Below are 22130 nucleotides of genomic sequence, written 5' to 3' on the forward strand. Positions count from 1 at the left end.
GACAGTACGAAGCGCTGCGGCAGGCCTACAACAAGACGCTCGAGCAATTGGTCGATATCGTCTCCCGCCTCAAATCGACCTCGGGCGCGGTCAAGACCGCAACCAGTGAACTGCTCACCGGCGCCAACGATCTGGCCGACCGCACCACCAAGCAGGCCGCGACCATCGAGGAGACCTCCGCCGCCATGGAGCAGCTTTCCGGAGCGGTTGTCGCCAGCGCGAGACAGGCGCGAACAGCAGCCGACAAGGCGCGCTCACTTTCGGCCAGCGCCAGCGAAGGCGGCACGGTCATGGGTGAGGCCAACAAGGCCATGGAGCGCATTTCCGCCTCCTCGGCCAAGATCTCCAACATCATCGGCATGATCGATGATATCGCGTTCCAGACCAACCTTCTGGCGCTTAACGCATCGGTGGAAGCGGCACGGGCCGGTGAAGCGGGCAAGGGCTTTGCGGTTGTCGCGATCGAGGTGCGCCGGCTCGCCCAGTCGGCAGCCGATGCATCGGCAGAGGTCAAGGCGCTGATTGAAACCAGCGCCGCCGAAGTGGCCGTGGGCTCCCGGCTCGTCGAACAGGCCGCGGCCCGGCTGCTCGATATTTTGCAGGGGGCAGAAGACAGCTCGGCTGTCATCGAAGAGATCGCCAAGGCGGCATCCGAGCAATCCTCGGCTATCGAGGAGGTGAACGGCGCGGTTCGGCAGATGGACGAAATGACCCAGCACAATGCCGCTCTGGTCGAACAGACCAACGCGGCGGTTGAGCAGACCGAAGGCCAGGCTGTCGAACTCGACCGTATCGCTGCGGTGTTCACCGTGACCGACAACGAACCAGCGCCCGTGGCCCGCCCGACGGTTGCGGCATCGCGGCGCGCTTATCAGGTGGATGGCAATGCGGCGATCAGCTCCGAATGGGAGGATTTCTAGAACGCGGCAAGCCGCCTGTGGCCGGCGCCTCTTGTCACGAAGCGCGCTCTTGGGTACCGAGAAGCATCTTTGATGGAGAAGCAGCGCGTGGCCAAGATCGATACCAAGACCGAAGGACTGGACCTCTATGTCTATGTCGCCAAGACCTTTGCCGACAGTCCTTGGCTCCACTACGGTCTTTGGGAACCTGGCGAGCGCCCCAACATCCCCCAGCTGCGTATGGCGCAGGAGCGCTATGTCGATAAGCTTCTCGCCCTGATCCCACCGGCCCCCGCCCGCCTTCTCGACATAGGCGGCGGCACCGGCGAGATGGCCAAGCTGCTGCTCGACAAGGGCTACACCGTCGAAATGATCACGCCGAGCCATTTGCAGGCCGAAGTGGCGGCAGAAAAGCTCGGTCCCAATGCGCGTGTTCATGAGACGAAGTTCGAGGACTTTTCCGGCGAAGGTCCATTCGATGTCTGCATGTTTTCCGAGAGCTTCCAGTATGTCGATCTCGAAACCAGCCTCGCCAAGCTCAAACATATCCTCGCGCCCAACGGTCGGGTGATAATCGCGGACTGTTTCCGATCCGATGCCTATCAGGGGGACAGGCAGCCCGGCGGCGGGCATCGCTATTCGGAGTTTGTCGATGCTATCGAACGGGCCGGTTTTGTCATCGCTGAAAACGAGGACGTAACCCTGGCCGCCGCGCAAACCATGGCCATAGACCAGAATGTCTATCGCGGGTTCGTTGCCCCGACGGTCGATCAGGTGCGTGGGCTGCTCTCGAACAAGCGGCCGATCCTTTATTGGTTCCTCAAAATGGCCTATGGCCTGTTCGTGCCGAAATCGGAGCGCGAAAACATCGTCGCCCGTCTCAAGGCCGATTACCGCTCACCGGAAGCCTTTGCCACGGTCAATACCTACCGCTTCCTCGCCCTCGAAAAGCGGACCTGACTCGGGGCTCTTTTACCGCGTCAGCGTGTTTGCCTTTTTTTTGCACGATGGGCGGTATACTTTGGCCCGCTGTTGAACAATCGGAACATTTCCCATGGCTCGCAAATATTTCGGCACCGACGGCATCCGTGGTCTGGCCAACGGTCCAAAGCTGACCCCGGAACTGGCGCTCAAGGTCGGCATGGCGACCGGGCTTGCGTTCACGCGCGGCGATTATGCCCACAGGGTGGTGATCGGCAAGGACACCCGCCGATCGGGATATATGATCGAGAATGCGCTGACCGCCGGCTTTACCGCCGTAGGCATGGATGTGCTGCTGCTCGGCCCGATGCCGACGCCGGCCGTGGCCATGCTGACCCGCTCGCTCAGGGCAGATGTCGGTGTGATGATTTCGGCATCCCATAACCCGTTCGATGATAACGGGATCAAGCTCTTCAAGCCCGATGGATACAAGCTTTCCGACGGTTTCGAAGCCGAGATCGAAAGCCTTATCGATTCCGACCTCACACCCCGTTTGGCGCGGGGCACGAGAGTGGGCCGAGCCCGCCGTGTCGAAGAAGCCCGCACCCGTTACGTCGAATACGCCAAACGCACACTGCCGCGCGATATGGATTTTACCGGACTGCGGGTTGTTGTCGATTGCGCAAACGGCGCCGCGTACAAGACAGCACCCGAAGTGCTGTGGGAGCTGGGCGCAGAAGTCATCTCCATCGGCATTTCGCCCGACGGCTACAACATCAATGATGGATGCGGTTCCACGGCGCCAGGGGCGCTGATCGAAAAGGTTCGCGAGCTGCGGGCCGATATCGGCATCGCGCTGGACGGCGATGCGGACCGTGTGCTCATCGTCGATGAAAAAGGCAACATGGTCGATGGCGACCAGGTAATGGCCGTTATCGGGACCTCCTGGCATCAGCGCGGCCAGCTCGCGGGCGGCGGGATCGTCGCCACGGTAATGTCCAATCTGGGGCTTCAGCGCTATCTCGAAGCGCAAGGCCTGCTGCTCGAGCGCACCAAGGTCGGGGACCGCTATGTGCTCGAAGCCATGCGCGGCAAGGGCTTCAATGTGGGTGGCGAACAATCGGGCCACATCATTCTCTCCGATTTCACGACGACGGGCGATGGACTGGTCGCCGCGTTGCAGTTGCTCTCGGTGGTCAAGCAGGAGGGCAAGCCGGTATCTGAGGTCTGCCACCGGTTCGATCCCGTTCCGCAATTGCTGCAGAGCGTGCGCTACAAGCAGGGCAAACCCCTCGATGACAAATCGGTCCGGGCCTTGATTGCCGATGCCGAAATCCGGCTCGGCGAGACCGGGCGTCTGATCATCCGCGAGTCGGGCACCGAGCCGGTCATAAGGGTGATGGGCGAGGGCGACGATGCGGCGCTGGTTTCCCAGGTCGTCAGCGAAATCGTGGCAGCCATCGGTAAGGTCGCCTGATTTCGGACATTACGGTTAAGCCATACGGTTAAGCGCGCTTTAAGGAAGTTCCTCTAAATTCCCCGTAATTCTAGGGAATTTGATGCTTGGGGAACTTACGCCTATGAAAAAGCTGGTCGCTTCGGCTGCCCTTGTGGCAGCAGCGCTTGTGTCGACGGCGGCCATGGCTGCCGATCCGGTGTCTTACGACTATCCTGTCTATAAGGACTATGTCCCACCCTACGTCCCGCCGGTCGATGAGGGCCTCAAGGGCTCGTTCTACCTGCGTGGCAGTGTGGGGGGCAACGCCGCATGGGCTCCCGAGGTCAATCACCCAAGCCAGACGCCGTCGCTGTTTTCCATCGACCGGTTCGGTTGGGGATATAGCGCTGGTATCGGTGCCGGCTTCGAGACCGGCGACGGGCTGCGTTTCGATGTGACAGTGGACCATCTGCACAATGACGGAATGTCCACAGTCATCACCGGCGCGGGACCCGTTGCGCTTGGGCGCCACGACCTGCACCTTCGTTCCACCATCGCGCTTGCCAACGTCTATTATGACTTCGGGCTCGGCGACATGGGACTCTCGGCTGCGGGCGGCGCTTTCGGCTATGTTGGCGGTGGCGCCGGCGTTGCGTTCAACCGTATGGGTAATGTCGAGCCGGGCGCGACAACGGCTACCAACTGGGGTGGAAACACCAGTCTGGCCGCGGCCGGCATGGTCGGTGTCGGTTATGATTTCGGCTCGATCGTTGCCGATCTGGGGTATCGCGGCATCTATATGAACCGGTTGGAAAACACCACGGCGCCCAATCCCTATTCTATCGATCACGCCCTCATCCACGAACTGCGGGCAACGGTCCGCTATCGCTTCTAGGCGTTGCGCAAATAACAGTTTGAAGGGCGGCCCCTAGGCCGCCTTTTTTGTTTTGAGGAGCACGTGCAACGCCCCCCCGGCGATCAATCCCCAAAAAGCAGCACCTATGCCAAGCAGGGACAGACCGGAGGCGGCCGTTATGAAGGTCAAAACAGCCGGCAAGCGCAAATCTTCGTCAGCGACGAGACCGACAAGCGCGTTCGCCATGGCGCCGATCAACGCCAGCCCGGCAACGGCCTCGATCAGGATTGGCGGAGCAGCGGAAATGAAAGCCACCGCAATGCCGGCGCCCAGAGCGAACAGAATATAGGCGAGGCCGGCTGCAATGGCTGCGATGTAACGTTTGGTCCTGTCAGGGTGGGCCTCGGGCCCGGCGCACAAGGCGGCGGTGATGGCGGCCAGATTGATGAGTTGCCCGCCCATAAGCGCACCGATGGCGCTGACGACGCCTGTCGAAATGAAGATCGGCTTGACGTCCGGGTGATATCCATTGGTCCGCAAGACGGCCAGTCCGGGGATGTTCTGTGAAGCCATTGTCACGACGAACAGCGGCAAAGCTATGCCGACAATCGCGTCGAAATTGAAGACCGGCAAAACCAGGACAGGCGCCGGCCAGGGGCTAGCGAAAAGATCGGTCGGAAGCTCGGTCGATATGGCAATCATCACCGCGCTTACCGCCACGGCGGCCGGAACGGCCCAGATGCGCGCAAATCGCAAGCATACCGCCCAAACCAGAACAATGGGCAGGGCCAGTGCGGGAAGTTCGGCTACGGCCCTTACGGGAGCAAGGCAGAGGTTGAACAGGATGCCGGCCAGCATGGCGCTGGCGAGAGGCATGGGGATCGCTGCGACGGCCCGTCCGAACGGGCGCCAAAAGCCTGCGACTACGACCAATACCGAGGCGACAATGAATGCGCCCACGGCGGCAGGGAACCCGCCTTGAACGGCGCCGGTTGTGATCAGAAGTGCGGCGCCGGGCGTCGACCAGGCGATCGAGAGCGGCGTCTTGGTAATATAGCTCATGGTGACCCCCACCAGAGCCATGCCCAAAGATAGCGCGAAAAGGCCCGACGCAGCCTGGGCCGCGGTGGCACCCACGGCATCGAAGCCCTGCAAGATGATGGCGAACGAACTTGCAAACCCGACCAATGCCGCAAGCAGGCCCGAAAAGATCGGCTGGAACAGGTTGCCCAGCTGCCTGTTGGCCGGGTCGGAAGAAGCGGCGATCATGATGGGAAAACCCTGAAGAACGGTGGCGGAGTGTGGCGATGGCGTACCAAGTGGCCCGGCCAAACTGCCTTTTCCATGCCACTATTAGTCGAGTCGCGCATGGGTGCACCAAGGGCTTTTCGAAATAATCGATTGAATCGACTGGCGATTCTTGCTGATCACATTTTTGTCATCGTTGGTTTCCACTGTTGAGAGCGTCAAAACGATGCCGCTTTCAGAATGCCCGGCCGATGGCCGTACCCAATGGGAACCATTCCTGCCACCGGCCATTTTGTTTTGAGAATGAAAAGGAGACCAATAAATGCGTAAGTTTCTTACCCTTCTGGTTCTGCCGCTCATGCTGGCCGTTGCCGCGTGTGACATGCCTCCACCCGAGGATGGCGGCGTGCCTGCCGATCCTGCGGTGACGACCGACCCGGCGGCTCCGACCGAGCCAGCGGTCGAGTAACTGCCGATCGACAATTGGGTTGACAAGGGGCGTCCGGAAGGGCGCCCCTTTCTCGTGGAATACGGAAGCCGATGAACGATCAGGGATACCAGCAGCACACAGCGCGCATCGGCGGGATCGATGCGGCGCGGGCCCTCGCCGTTGTGGGCATGCTGATGGTTCATGTGGGCCCGCGTGATCGAACCAGTTTGGCAGAAATCCTCTACAATCTGCCGCATGGCCGAGCGTCGATCCTTTTCGTTTTCATCGCCGGGATCGGTATATCGCTTCTTGCGATGCGCCCGGAACAATTGACTGTTGCCAGACTTCGGCTCGGCTGGGTGGCACTGGTTTTCCTTCCGCTCGGCCTGATGCTGCAGACGCTTGATCACGGGGTCGCGGTGATCTTGCATAACTATGCGATCTTTTACGTGCTGGGGATCGTCGTGATGACACTTCCGTCTCGGGTTTTGGCCCGCCTTGCCGGGATTATGACCATCTGCGGGCCGGCGCTCTATTTTGCCATCCGTGCGCGATGGCCGGACTTGGTTGGCCGCGAAACCGTGATGGTAGGCGATCGCCTGCTTGACGTGATGGGCGGGCTGTTGCTCACCGGGCCATACCCCCTGCTCACATGGTCTCCGGCACTGCTGTGGGGCATGTGGGTCGGTCGGCTGGAATTGCGGTCTGACCGATGTCACTGGCGATTGCTGCTGGCCGGAGGTGCCGCGGCGGTCAGCGCCGCAGCGATCAGTGCGACCGGTCTGCAGTTTTTCGGCGAGCCCGACGGGCTGGCCGACTGGCGCCATCTGCTCTCGGACGCGCCGCACAGCCAGATGCCGCTTTGGGTCATCGGAGCGGTTGGAGCGGCAAGCGCCGCGACCGGCGCGATGCTCATTGTCGCTGATCGCTGGCCCCGAATCTGTCGGCCATTGGTCGCGCTGGGGCAGTTGGCGCTGAGCTTTTACGTTGCCCATCTTGTCGCGCTTGTCGCTTTCGGCCAGGTGTTGCGGCGCGAAAACGTTGGAGAGGCAATGGTGTCTGTGGTTGCGGTCACTGGCGTCGCAATGGGGTTTGCCGTGATCTGGCGGCGCAATTTTGCGCGCGGTCCGCTGGAGGCGCTGGTTGTCGGGCCGTTCGATCTTATGGCGTCGCCGGCACGGCGATAATTTGGTCGCCTCGGCGTGTTTGCCCGGATATGGAAAGGCATGGACAAAGATCATTTCCCTATTTTTCTGGTTACCACGCCCGGCCTTGAAACCGCGCTTTGCAGTGAAGCCCACGAGCTCGGATTTTCTGACCCCAAGCCGGTGATGGGGGGCGTCGAGATTTCGGGCGGCTGGAGCGAGGTCTGGCGCGCCAATCTCGAGTTGCGCGGGGCGGGCCGGGTTCTGGTGCGGATCGACAGCTTTCGCGCCAGCCACCTGGCGCAACTCGATAAACGGTCCCGCGCCGTGGCCTGGGGACATGTGCTGCGCAATGACGTTCCGGTCCGGGTTGAAGCGAGTTGCCGGAAGTCGAAAATCTATCATTCCGGTGCGGCAGCCGAGCGGGTTGAAAAGGCAATAGCGCAGGAGTTGGGGGCGCCTATCCAAAGCGATGCCGCGGTGCGTGTACTGGTGCGGATCGACAACGATCTGTGCACGATCAGCATCGATACATCCGGTGAGGGATTGCACAGGCGCGGACATAAACTCGAAGTCAACAAGGCGCCGATGCGGGAAACCACAGCGGCACTGTTGCTGCGCGAATGCGGATATAGCGGCAACGAGCCGGTGCTCGACCCCATGTGCGGGTCGGGAACCTTCGTGATCGAGGCGGCAGAGTGGGCGTTGGGGCTTAAGCCCGGCCGGGCACGCGGCTTTGCATTCGAGCATCTGGCGCGCTTTAATCCCGACGCGTGGATGGCCATGAAAGCCCAATCGGGCAGCAGTACATCGCCTTTCCTCTTTTGCGGCAGCGACAGGGATGCCGGTGCGATCCGGATGAGTTTAGCCAATGCAGATCGGGCGGGAGTAAGTTCGGTCACGCGCTTTGCGCAAACCCCCATCAACGAGTTGGAGCCGCCCAAGGGGCCCGTGGGTCTGGTGATCGTCAATCCACCCTACGGCTTGCGCATCGGAGACCGGAAAAAGCTCTACCCGCTTTATGGCGCGCTGGGCACGGTCATGCGCACGCGATTTTCCGGCTGGCGGCTGGGACTGGTGACGGCTGACCCAGCTCTGGCGCGAGCGACGGGGCTGATTTTTGAAAAAACCGGCAGCAGCATCGATAACAATGGCGTACGGATCGCACTCTATAAGACCGGCATATTGCAATAGCGGGAAAATCCCCCATCTCTTTGATGCATTCTTGCATCGGGGGATTTCCAAATGGATAGACGCATCAAGATCGAACAGCACTCCGGCGTCGGCATGCTGTGGTTTGTCGGCTGGCTGTTCACCATCGGCTTTCTGGAACTCAATTTCTGGACTGGCGTCCTGGCGATAATCGTCTGGCCCTATTTCCTTGGCAGCCATTTTGCCGGCATGGGTGCGGTGTAGCGTGCCCTTGCACTGATCGCCGCAAAATGATTTACGGCAGACTGAATTGGCCGCTCTTACGGGGGCGGCCTTGTCTTTGTTGGAAGCACCCTCATGATCCGTCTTGAAAATATCGGCAAGCAGAACGGGAAGCAGATCGTTTTCATCGAAGCCTCGGCTGCGCTCCAGAAAGGCGAAAAGATCGGGCTGGTGGGGCCGAACGGGTCGGGAAAGACCACGCTGTTTCGCATGATAACCGGCGAAGAGGGCCCCGATGAGGGACAGGTGTCCATCGATCGCGGAACGACCATCGGATATTTTTCCCAGGATGTGGGCGAGATGGCGGGGCGCTCGGTGGTGGCTGAAACCATGGACGGAGCCGGACCCGTGGCGGCGCTTTCCGCAGAGATGCGGCAGCTCGAAGCCGATATGGGCGACCCCGACAAGGCCGACGAGATGGATGCGATCATCGCGCGCTATGGCGAGGTGACCGAGCAGTTCGAGGAACTCGACGGTTACGCGCTGGATGGCCGCTCGCGCGAGGTGCTCGACGGGCTTGGATTTTCCCAGGCCATGATGGATGGCGACGTGGGGGCGCTCTCGGGCGGCTGGAAAATGCGGGTTGCGCTGGCCAAGATCCTTCTGGCGCGGCCCGATGTGCTGCTGCTCGACGAGCCGTCGAACCATCTCGATCTTGAAAGCCTGATCTGGCTTGAGGAGTTCCTCAAGAATTTCTCCGGCGCTCTGCTGATGACGTCGCACGACCGGGCGTTCATGAACCGGGTGGTCAACAAGATCATCGAGATCGATGGCGGCACGCTGACCTCCTATACGGGCGACTATGAATTCTATCAGGCCCAGCGCGCCATTGCCGACAAGAACCAGCAGGCCCAGTTCGAGCGCCAGCAGGCGATGCTGGCCAAGGAAATCCAGTTCATCGAGCGGTTCAAGGCGCGGGCGAGCCACGCTGCACAGGTACAAAGCCGGGTGAAAAAGCTCGACAAGATCGACCGGGTCGAGCCACCCAAGAGGGCGCAAAAGGTGGTGTTCGAATTCCGCCCCGCCCCGCGTTCGGGCGAGGACGTGGCGGTATTGAAGGGCGTTGCCAAGACATATGGCGAAAAGACCATTTATGATGGCCTCGATTTTCATGTGCGGCGCAAGGAGCGCTGGGCGATCATGGGGGTCAATGGCGCGGGCAAATCGACACTCCTCAAACTGGTGACCGGGGCCGCTGAGCCGGATACGGGATCGGTGGCTCGGGGACCGTCGGTCAAGATGGCTTATTTCGCCCAGCATGCCATGGATGTGCTGGACGGGGACAAGTCGATCTTTGAGATGCTGCAAAGCGAATTCCCGCAAGCGGGCCAGGCGCCGCTGCGGGCTTTGGCGGGGTGTTTCGGGTTTTCCGGCGACGATGTTGAAAAGAAATGCCGGGTGCTTTCGGGTGGGGAGAAGGCGCGGCTGGTGATGGCCATGATGCTGTTCGATCCCCCCAATTTCCTTGTTCTGGACGAGCCCACCAACCACCTCGACATCGCGACCAAGGAGATGCTGATCGAGGCGCTTTCCAATTACGAGGGCACGATGCTGTTCGTGTCGCACGACCGGCATTTCCTGGCTGAATTGTCCAACCGGGTGCTCGAGGTTTCTCCCGAGGGCGTGCGGACCTTCGGCGGCGGGTATCGCGAATATGTGGAAAGCACCGGGCAGGAGGCGCCGGGGCTGAGGCATTAGTTTTGTTTCACGGCGCGCGGTTGTTTCCCTTGCCTCACGGGCCGTACCGCTTCGCGCTAGACGGTCCCAAAGCCGGACCTATGCGCTGCGCTGGCCCTCCGGCGGGGCGGCGCAATGGTGCGCCGGGGTCCTCGCTGCGCTCGTCCGGGATAATCTTAAGAGTCCGGGTGCGCAGAAGCGGCCGACGGCCATGGGCCTCGGGGACAAGGGTGGGCGATGAACGGCGAAGCAAGCTTCATCCGATTGTGGTAGTAAGCGAAGCCAGCTTCGCCGTTCATGACCGGGGTTTTTGGCTTAGTCGCCCTTCAGAAGGCTAGGGTCAATCCCCTCTCCCTTTCGAGAGTACGACGGCGTTAGCAAAATCGCGCCAGCCTCGAAACCGAGATCAGGCGGCCGGTTCACGCCGTCCGGCGCTTGTGACGTTTGGGCCTTCCCTGCGGCGACCCGCAAGGAACCCGGACCGACCCCGCCCAAACGTTCGTTGCGCTTGCGTCCATATGCGCGGGTTCGTGAGGGCAGTATGGGGGAGGTTGTGGGTGCGGGGATAAGTTTCTTTGCGGCTGAGGCGTGTGGGGGCTCATCATGATGGATTCCGGGAATAAATCCCGGAATGACAATGGGGGAGAGGCATGGATGAGTTTTCTCACGCGCGTATCCGCCCCCCGCGTCATCCTCGGGCTTGACCCGGGGATCCGCTGCATTGGGCAGCCGGTGAAGGGTTGGGGAACGGTGAGAGGCCACACGTATCACTTCTGCGGTGCTCAATGGCAGCGCTGCAGATCCCCGGGTCAAGCCCGAAGATGACGGTGGGGTGAGGTTGGTGGTGGTGACGGAGCCGCAGGAGGGGCGAGAGAGGCAGGCTGGGGGGCAAGAGCGGAGCGAGCGTCGATCTAAGCTCGCAAGCGACGAGCCCCCTTGCCAACCGCCCCCGTCCTCCTCTATACGGGCTGCGGGCCATCCCTCCCCAACGAGGGACGCCCATCTGTAAGGATGGAGCAACATGACAGATATTTCTGCCGCCACCGAAGTGGCGAAGCCGGCTGTGCGTCCGGAAAATCCCAATTTTTCGTCAGGTCCTTGCGCCAAGCGTCCCGGGTGGACGGTTGAGGCGCTTTCGGGTGCGCTGGTGGGGCGGTCCCACAGGGCCAAGCCGGCCAAGGCCCGCATTCAGCGCGCGATCGAATTGACGCGCGAGCTGCTCGAGGTTCCCGAAGACTATCTGATCGGCATCGTGCCGGCATCGGATACGGGCGCCGTGGAAATGGCGCTGTGGGGCATGCTGGGCGCACGCGGCGTCGACATGCTGACCTGGGAATCGTTTGGGGCCGGTTGGGTCACCGACGTTCAAAAGCAACTCAAGCTCGACGATGTGCGTGTGCTCAAGGCCGAATATGGCGAGCTGCCGGACCTCTCCGAAGTCGATTTTACCCGTGACGTGGTGTTCACCTGGAACGGGACGACCTCGGGCGTTCGGGTTCCTGACGGGGACTGGATCCCGGCGGACCGCGAGGGGCTGACCATTTGCGATGCCACTTCGGCAGCGTTTGCGCAGAACCTTGATTTTTCCAAGCTCGATGTGGTGACCTTTTCCTGGCAGAAGGCGCTGGGCGGGGAAGCCGCGCACGGCATTCTGATCCTCTCGCCGCGCGCCGTGGAACGGCTGGAAACCTTCACACCGGCCAACCGTCCGCTGCCGAAAATTTTCCGGCTGACCAAGGGTGGCAAGCTGATGGCCGAAGTCTTTGAAGGCGCGACCATTAATACGGTGTCGATGATCTGTATCGAAGACGCCGTGGACGCCATGGAATGGGGTCTCAAGGTTGGCGGGCTCAAGGCGCTGCAGGCGCGGGCCGATGCCAATGAAAAGGCGATTGCCGATTGGGTGGCAAAGACCGATTGGGTTGATTTTCTCGCCACCGATCCAAAGGTGCGGTCCAACACTTCGGTGTGCCTGAAGATCGTCGATCCAGACGTCACAGCGCTTTCAGATGAGGCGCAGGCAAAGCTCGCCAAGGCCGTTGTCTCCCGGCTCGACAAGGAAGCGGTGGCCTACGATATCGGCGGCTATCGCGATGCGCCGACAGGGTTCCGTATCTGGTGCGGCTCGACAGTGGAAACGGCCGATCTCGAAAAGCTGACACCGTGGCTCGACTGGGCATTTGCCCAGGAAAAAGCAGCCGCTCTGGCCTGATTTCAGCCGTGCGCGCCGGGATGGCGCGCCGCCATTTTCCCCAATTTCAGATTTGATGGAGGGCGCAATGCCCAAGGTTCTCGTTTCAGACAAGATCAGCCCGGCGGCGATCGAGATTTTCAAGGCAAACGGGGTGGAGGTCGATTACCTCCCCGATGTTGGCAAGGACAAGGAAAAGCTGGCCGAAATCATCGGGCAGTATGACGGGCTCGCCATCCGTTCGGCGACCAAGGTGACCGACAAGATCCTGGCCAACGCCACCAATCTCAAGGTGATCGGGCGCGCCGGGATCGGGGTGGACAATGTCGATATTCCGGCAGCCACCGCCAAGGGCGTGATCGTGATGAACACCCCGTTCGGCAATTCGATCACCACGGCCGAACACGCGATTTCGATGATGCTGGCGCTGGCGCGGCAGATCCCGGAGGCCGATGCGTCGACCCGGGCCTCCAAGTGGGAAAAGAACCGCTTCATGGGCGTTGAGGTGACCAACAAGACGCTGGGCCTGATCGGTGCGGGCAATATCGGCTCGATCGTTGCCGACCGCGCGCAGGGCCTGAAAATGAAGGTCATCGCGTATGATCCGTTCCTCACCCCCGAGCGGGCGATCGATCTGGGCGTGGAAAAGGTGGAACTGGACGATCTTCTGGCCCGGGCCGATTTTATCACGCTGCACACGCCGCTGATCGATGCGACGCGCAACATCATTTCGGCCGAAGCGATCGCCAAGATGAAGGACGGCGTGCGGATCATCAACTGCGCGCGTGGCGGCCTGATCGATGAAGCAGCGCTGAAAGATGCGCTCGAGGCGGGCAAGGTCGCCGGCGCGGCGCTGGATGTGTTCCTGGAAGAACCGGCCAAGGACAATCCGCTGTTTGGCCTGGCCAATGTCATCTGCACGCCCCATCTTGGCGCGTCGACCACCGAAGCACAGGAAAATGTCGCGCTGCAGGTGGCCGAGCAGATTTCGGCCTATCTCAACACAGGCGAAGTCATCAATGCGCTGAACTTCCCATCGATTTCCGCCGAAGAAGCGCCCAAGCTGACGCCATTCGTCAAGCTGGCCGAGCTCTTGGGATCGTTTGCCGGGCAGTTGACCGAAACGGCGATCAGCGGCATCCGCATCGAGTTCGAGGGCGACGTCTCCGCGCTCAACACCAAGCCGATGGTGGCCGCGTTGCTCAATGGCGTGCTCAAGCCGCTGCTGGGCGATGTGAACATGGTTTCGGCACCGGCGCTGGCCAAGGATCGCGGCATTGCCGTTGAAACGGTCAATCGCGAGCAGGTGGGCGCTTACGACAACCTCATCCGCCTCACCGTGGTGACCGAGCGGCAGGAGCGCAGCGTCGCCGGTACGGTCTATGGGACCAAGGCGCCGCGGATTGTCGAGATCAAGGGGATCACGCTTGAAGCGGAAGTGACCCCGCACATGCTCTACATCACCAATGAGGACAAGCCGGGCTTTATCGGCCGTCTGGGCACGCTCATGGGGCAGCTTGGCATCAATATCGCCAACTTCAATCTCGGTCGGGTCGAGCAGGGCAAGGACGCGATCGCGCTTCTGTCCATCGACAGCGAGCTGACCGATGGCGAGTTGACGCAGATCGAAGGGCTCGAGGGAGTCAAGCAGGCCAAGCGGCTGGTGTTTACGGTCTGAGGCCCATCACATAGATTTTGGCAAGGGCGGCAGCGATGCCGCCCTTTTTTGTACTTCCGAACAGAAAAAGTGGGGTCCGCCTATGCTGGACGTCCCCTATTGCGGCTTTAAGATGTCGCGAAGATTGCGGCGGGCTGCATATTCGGCAATGCCGATGCCGGCGACGATGAAGGCAGCGGCGATCAAGTGGAAGATTTCGAGGGTTTCGCCGAGGACAAAGACGGCGAGCAGGGCGCCGAAGACGGGAATGAGGTTTATGAACAGGCTCGCCCGATTGGGGCCGATCAGTTCTACCCCGCGTGCGTAGGTCATCTGTGCGACGATGGAAGGCAGGAGGGCAACATAGAGAACGACGGCCCAGCCGCGCCAGCTCATGGTGGCTACGTCCGCGACAAGGCCGGTCGTGCCGGTGCCCAAAACCAACTGATAGAAGGCGGCGGCGAGCATGGCGAAAAAGCTGGTGCAGGCGATAAAGCTCAGCCAGCCGATTTTTGGCTTGTAGCGCAGCATGAGTGAGTGGAGCGCGTAAAAAAGAGCGGCGAGCAGCATCAGGGCATCGCCGATATTGACGTCGAGCCCGACCAGCCGAAGGGGACTGCCATGGGTTGCGACGTGGATGACGCCATAGATGGTGAGCACCACGCCCACGATGTGGAGCCCGGAGGCGCGAACGCGGAAGATTGCGAAATTGCCCACCATGACGAGCACGGGAATGGCGGCCTGGATCATGGCGACATTAACGGCGGCGGTGTAGGTGGTTGCGGCGTAAAGCAGGACGTTGAAGCTGGTGAAGCCGAGAACGCCGTAAAAGGCCAGCCAGCCCCAGCCGCGGCGGATTTCGCTCCAATCGGCGCGCAGGCTCGTCCAGGCGAAGGGCACGATGATGACAAAAGCCACCATCCAGCGCATGACCGAGAGCGCATAGGGATCAAGCTCGCCGATGGCCATCTTGCCGGCAATGATATTGGCGCCCCAGAACAGCGTGGACAGGGTCAAAAGCAGGTAGGGCTGGCCCATGAGCCGCGTTAAAGGATTGGATGGTTGCGCGGCGGAGGCGGGGGACTTTGTCATAACGGGCCTTGTACTTTATAGAACCCGGACTTATCAGCGTTTTGGCTCGCGGTGAAACATAGATTTTTCATCGGCGGCTCCCCGGTCCGGATGGCGGGGCGTGGCGGACACGAAAGGGAAATTGGCGTAAATGGCGAATGTTGTGGTGGTCGGCTCGCAATGGGGCGACGAGGGCAAGGGCAAGATTGTTGACTGGCTTTCCGAGCGCGCCGATGTGGTGGTGCGCTATCAGGGTGGGCACAATGCCGGCCATACGCTCGTCATCGACGGGGTGAGCTACAAGCTTTCACTCCTGCCCTCGGGGCTGGTGCGCGGCAAGTTTTCAGTGATCGGCAATGGCGTTGTGGTCGATCCGCACCACTTCGTTTCCGAAGTCGACAAGATTGCCGGGCAGGGCATTTCGGTGACGCCCGAGGTTTTGCGCATCGCCGAGAATGCGCCGCTGATCCTCTCGCTGCACCGTGAACTGGACGCGCTGCGCGAGGACTCCAATTCCGGACTCAAGATCGGCACGACCAGACGCGGGATCGGGCCGGCCTATGAGGACAAGGTTGGCCGTCGGGCGATCCGGGTTTGCGATCTGGCCGAGCCTGAAACGCTGATGGACAAGATCGAGCGGCTTTTGACCCACCACAATGCGCTGCGGCGCGGCATGGGGGCGGCCGAGGTTTCGGCGCAGGCAATCCATGATGAACTGATGGCAGTGGCCGACAAGATCCTGCCGTTCATGGACAGGGTTTGGGAACTGCTCGACGAGCGGCGCAAACGCGGCGAACGCATTCTGTTCGAGGGCGCCCAGGGGGCCCTGCTCGACAATGATCACGGCACCTATCCGTTCGTGACCTCGTCCAATACCGTGGCCGGGCAGGCGGCGCCCGGCTCGGGACTTGGGCCGGCGGCTATCGACTATGTTCTCGGTATTACAAAGGCCTATACAACCCGGGTGGGTGAGGGGCCGTTTCCGACCGAGCAGGACAACGAGGTCGGTCAGTTCCTCGGCGAGAAGGGGCACGAGTTTGGTGTCGTGACCGGACGCAAGCGGCGCTGCGGGTGGTTTGACGCGGTGATCGTGCGTCAGACTGTGCGGACTTCGGGCATTCACGGTATCGCCTTGACCAAACTCGATGTGCTCGACGGGATGGACGAAATCCAGGTTTGCGTCGGCTATGAACTTGACGGGCAGAGAATAGATTATCTGCCTGCCTCAATGGGGGCACAAAGTCGAGTCAAGCCAATTTACGAAACGCTGGATGGCTGGAAAGAAACGACCGCAGGCGCCCGGAGCTGGGCTGAATTGCCCGCTCAGGCGATCAAATATGTGCGGCGGATCGAAGAACTGATCGGCGCGAGTGTGGCCATGCTCTCCACAAGTCCGGAACGCGAAGACACGATTTTGGTACAGGACCCGTTTCAAGATTGAATTTTCTTGTTTAGAAACAACTTTGTCTAATGCCGGCAACAAGTGATGTTGAGTAGATATGGCCGACTATCGTGAACTCTTGCGCAAGGCGATCGATGCCCTGCCGGACAATACCGGGGCTAATCGCCGGGCGGTTTACGAAAAGGCGCGCAGTGCTCTGGTTGCCCAGTTGCGCGCCATCGAGCCACCCTTGCCGGCGCGTGAGATCACGACCCATCGGCTAAATCTTGAAGACTGTATTCGCGAGGTCGAACACGAGGCGACCGAACGGCTCCTGGGGCGTTTCCGCGCCGTGGAGGAGCCGGAACCGGAAGCCGAGCCCGAAATCGCACCAGATGTCGAGGATGTGACCGATGAGCCGGCCGCACCGTTCGATGACCGTGACGAAGTTCTGGTGGAGGCCGAAGCCGAGCCCGAAGAGGTTGAGCCCGAGCCAGAAATTGAATCGGACGATAGCGAGAGGGATGATTTCGTCTCGGCTCCGGCCAATGATTTTGTCCCCGAGCCCGAGCCCGAGCCCGAGCCCGAGCCCGAGCCCGAGCCCGAGACTGAGGCCGAGACCAGTGAGCCACATGCCGACGAGCCCGAAGTGGTCGAGCGTGAGCCCCGGTGGGGGGAAGACGGCGAGGAGGGGAGCGCTGCAGGCGAGGACCGGTTTTCGTCCGAACCAGCCTCCATGTTTGCGCCAGACGAAGAAAATTTGCCTTCCGGAGATGACGAGGCCGTCGAGGCGGTTCCGGAGCCCGAAGCTGAATCGCCCCGTCCCAGCTCGATCGAGGATATCATTGCCTCCGCGGAGCGGGCTTCGCATGAACCTGACGATATCGAGCCTTCCACGACCGAGCCGGACGAGGACGAGCGGGTGGTCCCGTTCGTGCCTTCTGTCGAACGGGAGGAACATGAGGCTCCCGAAGCTCATGGAGTCGAGGAAAAGCACTTCATAATTTCGGAAGCCGATGCGCAACCGCGTAGCGGCGTGCCGCTGATCGACCTTCATGGGCGTCCACTGAGCGGCGCGCACGAGGTGGCTTCCGAGCCGGAGCCGGCAATGTCGAGCGTCCGCGAGGTGGAGCTTGAGCCGGGCATTCTGGCGCGCCCGGAAGTTTCCGACGCTCAAGTGGCGATCGACCGCGCGATTGCTGCGCTCGATCGGGAAGCGCGCGGGGAAACGACCGCCGCCGACGAAACTGGCGCATCACCCGCCGATGAAGATGAAAACGAGAGCCCCAGTGACGACGATGGCGGGTCGCGGCGCGGTTTTGGCGCCTTTACCATATTCCTTCTGATTTCGGTGCTGCTTTTGGGCGGCGGCGGTCTGGCGGGGTACTGGGCCTGGCGTGAGGGGTTCGTCGATCTCAATGCGGTCTTTGCACAGAACCAGACACCGGAAACCACCGAAGTCGCCGACGCCGACCCGGTGACCGATCCGACACCGGCTGAAACCCAGCCGGAGACGCCTGAAGCGGTCAATACAACGCCCGAGGTGCCGAGTTCCAACGGCGAAGTGAGCGGGTCGACCATGCCCGGAGAGGAATTGCCGTTCACTGAAACGGAAACTCCGTCAACCACGCCGAGTGAGCCCGAGGCTACGTTCGAGGACCGGCTTCCCGCCGAGGCCGGTACTCCGGCGAGCCCGGACGGCGATGGCGAGGACGAGGCCGGCGTCGCGATCACCACGGACGGTCCGCAATCGCTGCTGCTCGAGGAGCAGGCCGGCGGGGCAGCAGGTGCAGTGCCTTATACGGGTAGCGTGGAATGGTCGCGCGGGACCGACGAACTGGGGCATCCGACGATCATCGCCGAGGCATCGATTCCGGCGCGCAACCTGGACGTCGAGGTCTTGTTGCGGCGCAATGCGGATGACAATTTGCCGGCAAGTCACCTCATGGAGGTGAACTTCTCGGTGGCTGAAAGTTTTGTCGGCGGTTCGATTGCCAACCTGCCGGGGGTCCTGCTCAAGAACGAGGAACTGGTGCAGGGCCAGCCGCTGACCGGGGCGTCGGCTCGGATCGTGGGCAATTCGTTCCTGTTCGCGCTTTCGAGCGCGAGCGATCTTGATGTCGAGAACAATCTCAACCTGCTCGAAAGCCGCCAATGGATGGATTTGGCCATGGTTTACGGCACCGGCCGGCGCGCAATTCTGACGCTCGAAAAGGGCGAAGATGGCGAGGCAATCTTTGCCGATGTTCTGGCGGCGTGGGCAGAGCTCGATGGCGCGGCGGGGGCCGACGCCGAGCCGGAGGCGGAGGAGGATGCCGCCGAGGCAGCGGGCGGTTAGCGCGCTTCCAGGACTGTGCGTCCATCTTCGATGCGGTAAGTGCGGTCGGCCAACGCCTTGATGTCGTCGGCCTGATGGGAAACCACTATGTTTCGCCAGTTGTTGGCGCGCACCATTTGAGCGACGAGGTCGCGGATTGGGGCCGCGGTTTTGTTGTCGAGGCCGGTGAACGGCTCGTCTAGCAGCAGTATGGGCCGATTGCGCAACAGCGTGCGGGCCAGGGCGACACGTTGCTTCTGGCCGCCCGACAGGCGCGCGGCGCGGCGGTTGATCATGTCTGACAACCCCATCTGATCGAGCGCCGCAACTACTCTTTCATCGTTGGCTTTGGTGCCGCCGCCCAGCCCCAGCGCCACATTGGCGCCGGTGGAGAGATGATCGAAGAGATTGTCCGATTGGAACAGGATCGAAACGGGGCGCTGTTCGGGGGGGAGTTCCAATATGGTGCGGCCCGCAAGCCGGATATCGCCCGAAGCCGGTTCGAGAAAGCCAGCGATCAGATCGAACAGGGTCGACTTGCCGGCGCCGGAGGGCCCGATCAGGCCGACGATTTCGCCGGGCTTTATGCTCATATCGAAGGCAAAGCCGGTTTTGCCGCCATCATAGCTGAAGGTGAGACGGTCAATTTCGAGCATTGGTCAGCTTTTCAAAAAGTTTGGGGATGAGGATGAAGGCCGCGACGCTCACGATCAGCAGGACCGCAGCAATGGCCTCGGCGTCATTGGTGCGATAGGCGCCCAGCGCGCGGTACATCAGCCAGGGCAGCGTGGAAAATTCCGATGTTCCAAACAGCGATATGACACCCAGATCGCCCAATGAAAAAACGAAGGCGACGGCCAGGGCATAGCCAATGGGCTGGCCAAGCAGCGGCCATTCGATCCGGCGCCATTGGCTGAACGAAGACATGCCCAGCGAGCGGATGACGCGGTGATGGCGCAGGGTGAGCGCTTCGAGTGGCGGGGCGATGGTGGCAAAGACGAAGGGCAGCGCCAAAAGCGCATTGGCGAGGATCAAGACGATCGGGGCCACCATGACTGGTGCCAGGCCAGTCAGGCGGGCGAGAAGGAAAAAGCCGAGCGACAAAACGACGGCGGGGACCGCGAGATAGGCAAAGACCGGCAGGCCGAGGACAGCGCGCCAAAGCGAGCCCCTGGCCTGGAGCGCGCGGGCCATGCCGAGCGCGAGGCCCAGCGCAACGGCAAGCAGAGCGCTCAGGGTGCCGATTACCAGACTGGTAAGTGTGGCACGCCAGAAGGCGCTTTGGACGAGAATGTTCGAAATGGCGCCGAAGCCTTCGCCCAGGACGGCAATCAGGGGGGCGAGGAAGCCAGCGAGCAGGATGGTGAGGACGATCTGCTGGAGGCCGGTTAGCCAGGGGCGTTCGGGCCAGTGGATATGGCTGGGAGAACCGAACAGGTTGGCGGCGGGCGAAAGGGTTGATGCGGGGATGATGATGGCAGCGCAGACGACCAGTTGCACGATGGCGAGGTTGACGGCGGCTCCAAGGTCGAAATCGAGGCGCACCGCCTGATAGATGGCGACTTCGAGGGTCTGGTTGGCCGGGCCGCCGCCCAGGGTTAGGACGATGGGAAAGCTGGTAAAACACAAAAGAAAGATGGTGGCGGCCACGCCGGGGATCGAGGCGGCGAGCGCGGGAAGATCGATGATGGTAAAGCGCTGAAGCGGGCCAAGGCCCAGGCTGCGGCCGAGCTTGAGCTTTTCGATCGGGATGGCCGCCAACCGGTCGATAAAGATGCGGGCCGAAAAGGCGCCGTTCAGAACGACGTGGGCGGCGATGATGCCGCCGAGGCCGAAGATCGAGGAGCCGGTTTCCAGCCCGAAGGGGGCGAGCAGGAAATTGACCCAGCCATTGCGGCCCCAGATGGCCAGGAGGCCCGAGACGACAACGAGCGAGGGCATGACGAGCGCTGTGGATAGCAGGCCGATGACGGCGCCCCGGCCGGGAAAGCGCAGTCGATCGAGCGTCCAGGCAATGGTCATGCCGGCGAGGATCGACAGAACAGTCGACAGGGCAGCCTGGGTCGCGGAGGTGACCAGCAGGTATCCGATGCCGGTGACGCTGGAACCGGTGGTTGCAAAGCGTTGCCCGGCGACCCAGAGAGACACCAGAAGGGCAGCGATCAGAACAGCGACGATGGCGGCGACCGATGCACCGACGTAACGGCGGCCGGGACGCCAGGTGGAGGGTATCCCGGCCAATTTTTGCTACCTCAGCGTCGAGAACGCTTCCTCGATCCAGGCCCGAGTGTTGGCGGTCACTTCTTCGGCGTCAAGCAGAAGGGCGGGCTGGGGGTCGATCATTTCGGCAAAGCCGGGATTGAGCCCGCCTGTCGGTTCGAGTACCGGGTACATCCAGTTGGTTTCGGGCAGGGCGGCCTGCCCCTCGGGAGTGACGAGATAGGCAAGAAACTCGCGCGCCAACTCCTGGTTGGGGCTGGAAGCAAGAATGCCGGCGACTTCGATCTGGGTGTAGTGGCCCGCATCGAACTTTGCCGCCCGGTAGCGGTCTTCGCCTTCGGCAATCAGGTGATAGGCGGGGGAAGTGGTGTAGGAGAGCACCATATCGGCCTCGCCCGAGAGGAACAGGTCGTAGGATTCCGACCAGCCGCTGGTGACGGTCAGAATGTGCGGTGCGAGGCCTTCCCAGATTTCGACGGCATCATCTCCATAGAGTGACTTGATCCACAGGATCAGGCCAAGGCCCGGGGTGGACGAGCGCGGATCCTGAATGACGATCTTGAAGTCTTCGGGGAGGGCGATCAGTTCCTCGAAGCTGGCAGGGGGCGTCGCGATCGACTGGGTGTCATAGACGAAGGCGAAATAGCCGTAGTCAAAGGGGACGAAAACCTCGTCGGTCCATTCGAGCGGGATGTCGAAATCGGGCAGGTCGAGCTGGTGCTCGGTGAACAGGCCGGTCGCCTTGCCTTCGCCTATGGTCGCGGTATCGAGCCCGAGAATGATATCGGCATCGGTCGCGTCGCCTTCGAGCTGGGCACGGCGCAGGGCCGAGATCGAATCGTCAGCGGAAACGAAATTGAGCGTGCACTCGCACTGGGCCTCAAAGCCCTCCTTGAGCAAGGGGCCGGGGCCCCAATCTGCGGCAAAGGCATCGTAGGTGTAAACGGTGAGCGTTGAATTGTCCTGGGCGACGGCCGGGAGCGCAAGAGCTCCGAGCACAACCGCGCACAGGCTCGTCCTTACGGAAGCGATCATGAGTTTCCTCATTGTTTGGCGTGCAAAACCAACGGTTTTGCTGGCGCCGAGCCAAGTTTGCGGCCATGAATGAGGGGAAAGGTTTCAAATGGCAGGGGGATTTGTGACCCTTGCCATCTCGAACTTCCTCCGCCAGCATGACCTGGTTCAGGTTCTATGGGTTTTTCTCAGCCCATCCTTTCGGACAGACACCCCAGCGAGACGAGGCGA

At 61.6% G+C, this 22130-nt stretch carries 18 protein-coding genes and 1 riboswitch; of the genes, 13 read left to right on the forward strand and 5 right to left on the reverse strand.

All coding sequences use genetic code 11. The features are described 5' to 3' along the window. The first annotated feature begins 47 nt into the window (after window positions 1–47). The 4 genes from OF122_RS04575 (at window position 48) to OF122_RS04590 (ending at window position 4153) form a co-directional block, all read left to right on the forward strand. On the forward strand, window positions 48–920 hold the full coding sequence (locus tag OF122_RS04575; RefSeq protein WP_264226636.1) for a methyl-accepting chemotaxis protein: 873 nt from the start codon (window positions 48–50) through the stop codon (window positions 918–920). 72 nt (window positions 921–992) lie between these two features. Then, window positions 993–1859: a class I SAM-dependent methyltransferase gene (locus OF122_RS04580; protein ID WP_264226637.1), complete on the forward strand. Its 867-nt coding sequence runs from the start codon at window positions 993–995 to the stop codon at window positions 1857–1859. Between the two features lie 94 nt (window positions 1860–1953). Further along, window positions 1954–3297, forward strand: a complete 1344-nt coding sequence (gene glmM, locus OF122_RS04585; protein ID WP_264226638.1) for a phosphoglucosamine mutase — start codon at window positions 1954–1956, stop codon at window positions 3295–3297. A 103-nt stretch (window positions 3298–3400) separates the two neighbouring features. Beyond that, window positions 3401–4153 carry a hypothetical protein gene (locus tag OF122_RS04590; RefSeq protein WP_264226639.1) on the forward strand — a complete coding sequence of 251 codons (753 nt, stop codon included), beginning with the start codon at window positions 3401–3403 and terminating at the stop codon, window positions 4151–4153. Between the two features lie 33 nt (window positions 4154–4186). Here the strand turns inward: OF122_RS04590 and OF122_RS04595 are convergent, their stop codons facing one another. Continuing rightward, entirely contained in the window at window positions 4187–5383 is a 1197-nt protein-coding gene (locus OF122_RS04595) for a benzoate/H(+) symporter BenE family transporter (RefSeq protein ID WP_264226640.1), read from the reverse strand. A 301-nt stretch (window positions 5384–5684) separates the two neighbouring features. Here OF122_RS04595 and OF122_RS04600 point away from each other — a divergent pair, with 301 nt between their 5' ends. The 7 genes from OF122_RS04600 (at window position 5685) to serA (ending at window position 13917) form a co-directional block, all read left to right on the forward strand. Then, entirely contained in the window at window positions 5685–5831 is a 147-nt protein-coding gene (locus OF122_RS04600) for a hypothetical protein (protein ID WP_264226641.1), read from the forward strand. Between the two features lie 71 nt (window positions 5832–5902). Beyond that, entirely contained in the window at window positions 5903–6979 is a 1077-nt protein-coding gene (locus tag OF122_RS04605) for a DUF418 domain-containing protein (protein WP_264226642.1), read from the forward strand. A 39-nt stretch (window positions 6980–7018) separates the two neighbouring features. After that, the gene (locus tag OF122_RS04610; protein WP_264226643.1) at window positions 7019–8131 is read left to right on the forward strand and encodes a THUMP domain-containing class I SAM-dependent RNA methyltransferase; all 1113 of its coding nucleotides are present in this window, start codon (window positions 7019–7021) and stop codon (window positions 8129–8131) included. A gap of 51 nt (window positions 8132–8182) precedes the next feature. Further along, window positions 8183–8353, forward strand: a complete 171-nt coding sequence (locus OF122_RS04615) for a hypothetical protein (protein ID WP_264226644.1) — start codon at window positions 8183–8185, stop codon at window positions 8351–8353. Between the two features lie 93 nt (window positions 8354–8446). After that, window positions 8447–10069, forward strand: a complete 1623-nt coding sequence (gene abc-f, locus OF122_RS04620) for a ribosomal protection-like ABC-F family protein (protein WP_264226645.1) — start codon at window positions 8447–8449, stop codon at window positions 10067–10069. A gap of 1000 nt (window positions 10070–11069) precedes the next feature. Continuing rightward, on the forward strand, window positions 11070–12260 hold the full coding sequence (locus OF122_RS04625) for a phosphoserine transaminase (RefSeq protein ID WP_264226646.1): 1191 nt from the start codon (window positions 11070–11072) through the stop codon (window positions 12258–12260). 67 nt (window positions 12261–12327) lie between these two features. Further along, on the forward strand, window positions 12328–13917 hold the full coding sequence (serA, locus tag OF122_RS04630) for a phosphoglycerate dehydrogenase (protein ID WP_264226647.1): 1590 nt from the start codon (window positions 12328–12330) through the stop codon (window positions 13915–13917). A 96-nt stretch (window positions 13918–14013) separates the two neighbouring features. Here the strand turns inward: serA and OF122_RS04635 are convergent, their stop codons facing one another. Then, on the reverse strand, window positions 14014–14988 hold the full coding sequence (locus OF122_RS04635) for a DMT family transporter (protein WP_264226648.1): 975 nt from the start codon (window positions 14986–14988) through the stop codon (window positions 14014–14016). A 130-nt stretch (window positions 14989–15118) separates the two neighbouring features. Here OF122_RS04635 and OF122_RS04640 point away from each other — a divergent pair, with 130 nt between their 5' ends. Next, window positions 15119–16408, forward strand: coding sequence for an adenylosuccinate synthase (locus OF122_RS04640; protein WP_264226649.1), 1290 nt, complete (start codon window positions 15119–15121; stop codon window positions 16406–16408). Between the two features lie 58 nt (window positions 16409–16466). After that, window positions 16467–18686 (forward strand): hypothetical protein, encoded by a 2220-nt coding sequence (locus OF122_RS04645; protein WP_264226650.1) that lies wholly within the window; start codon window positions 16467–16469, stop codon window positions 18684–18686. On the opposite strand, the gene OF122_RS04650 is transcribed toward OF122_RS04645, so the two are convergent. The 3 genes from OF122_RS04650 to thiB are packed head-to-tail and all read right to left on the reverse strand — an operon-like array spanning window position 18683 to window position 21932. Next, window positions 18683–19321 (reverse strand): thiamine ABC transporter ATP-binding protein, encoded by a 639-nt coding sequence (locus OF122_RS04650; RefSeq protein WP_264226651.1) that lies wholly within the window; start codon window positions 19319–19321, stop codon window positions 18683–18685. The two genes, OF122_RS04645 and OF122_RS04650, sit on opposite strands and share 4 nt — an antisense overlap. Next, entirely contained in the window at window positions 19308–20906 is a 1599-nt protein-coding gene (locus tag OF122_RS04655) for an ABC transporter permease family protein (RefSeq protein ID WP_264226652.1), read from the reverse strand. Before OF122_RS04655 ends, OF122_RS04650 begins: the two co-directional genes overlap by 14 nt. A 6-nt stretch (window positions 20907–20912) precedes the next feature. Further along, a complete protein-coding gene (thiB, locus tag OF122_RS04660) occupies window positions 20913–21932 on the reverse strand; it encodes a thiamine ABC transporter substrate binding subunit (RefSeq protein WP_264226653.1) in 1020 nt (339 codons plus the stop codon). Between the two features lie 93 nt (window positions 21933–22025). Next, window positions 22026–22126, reverse strand: a riboswitch (TPP riboswitch). Window positions 22127–22130 lie beyond the last annotated feature (4 nt).

Origin of the sequence: Pelagibacterium flavum (assembly GCF_025854335.1) — a bacterium.
Classification (GTDB): domain Bacteria; phylum Pseudomonadota; class Alphaproteobacteria; order Rhizobiales; family Devosiaceae; genus Pelagibacterium; species Pelagibacterium flavum.

Bases quoted from the DNA above. Each gene is read 5' to 3' on its own strand.
- thiB (WP_264226653.1), bottom strand. From the start codon at position 21,932: ATGAGGAAACTCATGATCGCTTCCGTAAGGACGAGCCTGTGCGCGGTT.
- serA (WP_264226647.1), top strand. From the start codon at position 12,328: ATGCCCAAGGTTCTCGTTTCAGACAAGATCAGCCCGGCGGCGATCGAG.
- OF122_RS04590 (WP_264226639.1), top strand. From the start codon at position 3,401: ATGAAAAAGCTGGTCGCTTCGGCTGCCCTTGTGGCAGCAGCGCTTGTG.
- OF122_RS04580 (WP_264226637.1), top strand. From the start codon at position 993: ATGGAGAAGCAGCGCGTGGCCAAGATCGATACCAAGACCGAAGGACTG.
- glmM (WP_264226638.1), top strand. From the start codon at position 1,954: ATGGCTCGCAAATATTTCGGCACCGACGGCATCCGTGGTCTGGCCAAC.
- OF122_RS04640 (WP_264226649.1), top strand. From the start codon at position 15,119: ATGGCGAATGTTGTGGTGGTCGGCTCGCAATGGGGCGACGAGGGCAAG.
- OF122_RS04595 (WP_264226640.1), bottom strand. From the start codon at position 5,383: ATGATCGCCGCTTCTTCCGACCCGGCCAACAGGCAGCTGGGCAACCTG.
- OF122_RS04650 (WP_264226651.1), bottom strand. From the start codon at position 19,321: ATGCTCGAAATTGACCGTCTCACCTTCAGCTATGATGGCGGCAAAACC.
- OF122_RS04605 (WP_264226642.1), top strand. From the start codon at position 5,903: ATGAACGATCAGGGATACCAGCAGCACACAGCGCGCATCGGCGGGATC.
- OF122_RS04600 (WP_264226641.1), top strand. From the start codon at position 5,685: ATGCGTAAGTTTCTTACCCTTCTGGTTCTGCCGCTCATGCTGGCCGTT.
- OF122_RS04645 (WP_264226650.1), top strand. From the start codon at position 16,467: ATGGCCGACTATCGTGAACTCTTGCGCAAGGCGATCGATGCCCTGCCG.
- OF122_RS04625 (WP_264226646.1), top strand. From the start codon at position 11,070: ATGACAGATATTTCTGCCGCCACCGAAGTGGCGAAGCCGGCTGTGCGT.
- OF122_RS04635 (WP_264226648.1), bottom strand. From the start codon at position 14,988: ATGACAAAGTCCCCCGCCTCCGCCGCGCAACCATCCAATCCTTTAACG.
- abc-f (WP_264226645.1), top strand. From the start codon at position 8,447: ATGATCCGTCTTGAAAATATCGGCAAGCAGAACGGGAAGCAGATCGTT.
- OF122_RS04610 (WP_264226643.1), top strand. From the start codon at position 7,019: ATGGACAAAGATCATTTCCCTATTTTTCTGGTTACCACGCCCGGCCTT.
- OF122_RS04615 (WP_264226644.1), top strand. From the start codon at position 8,183: ATGGATAGACGCATCAAGATCGAACAGCACTCCGGCGTCGGCATGCTG.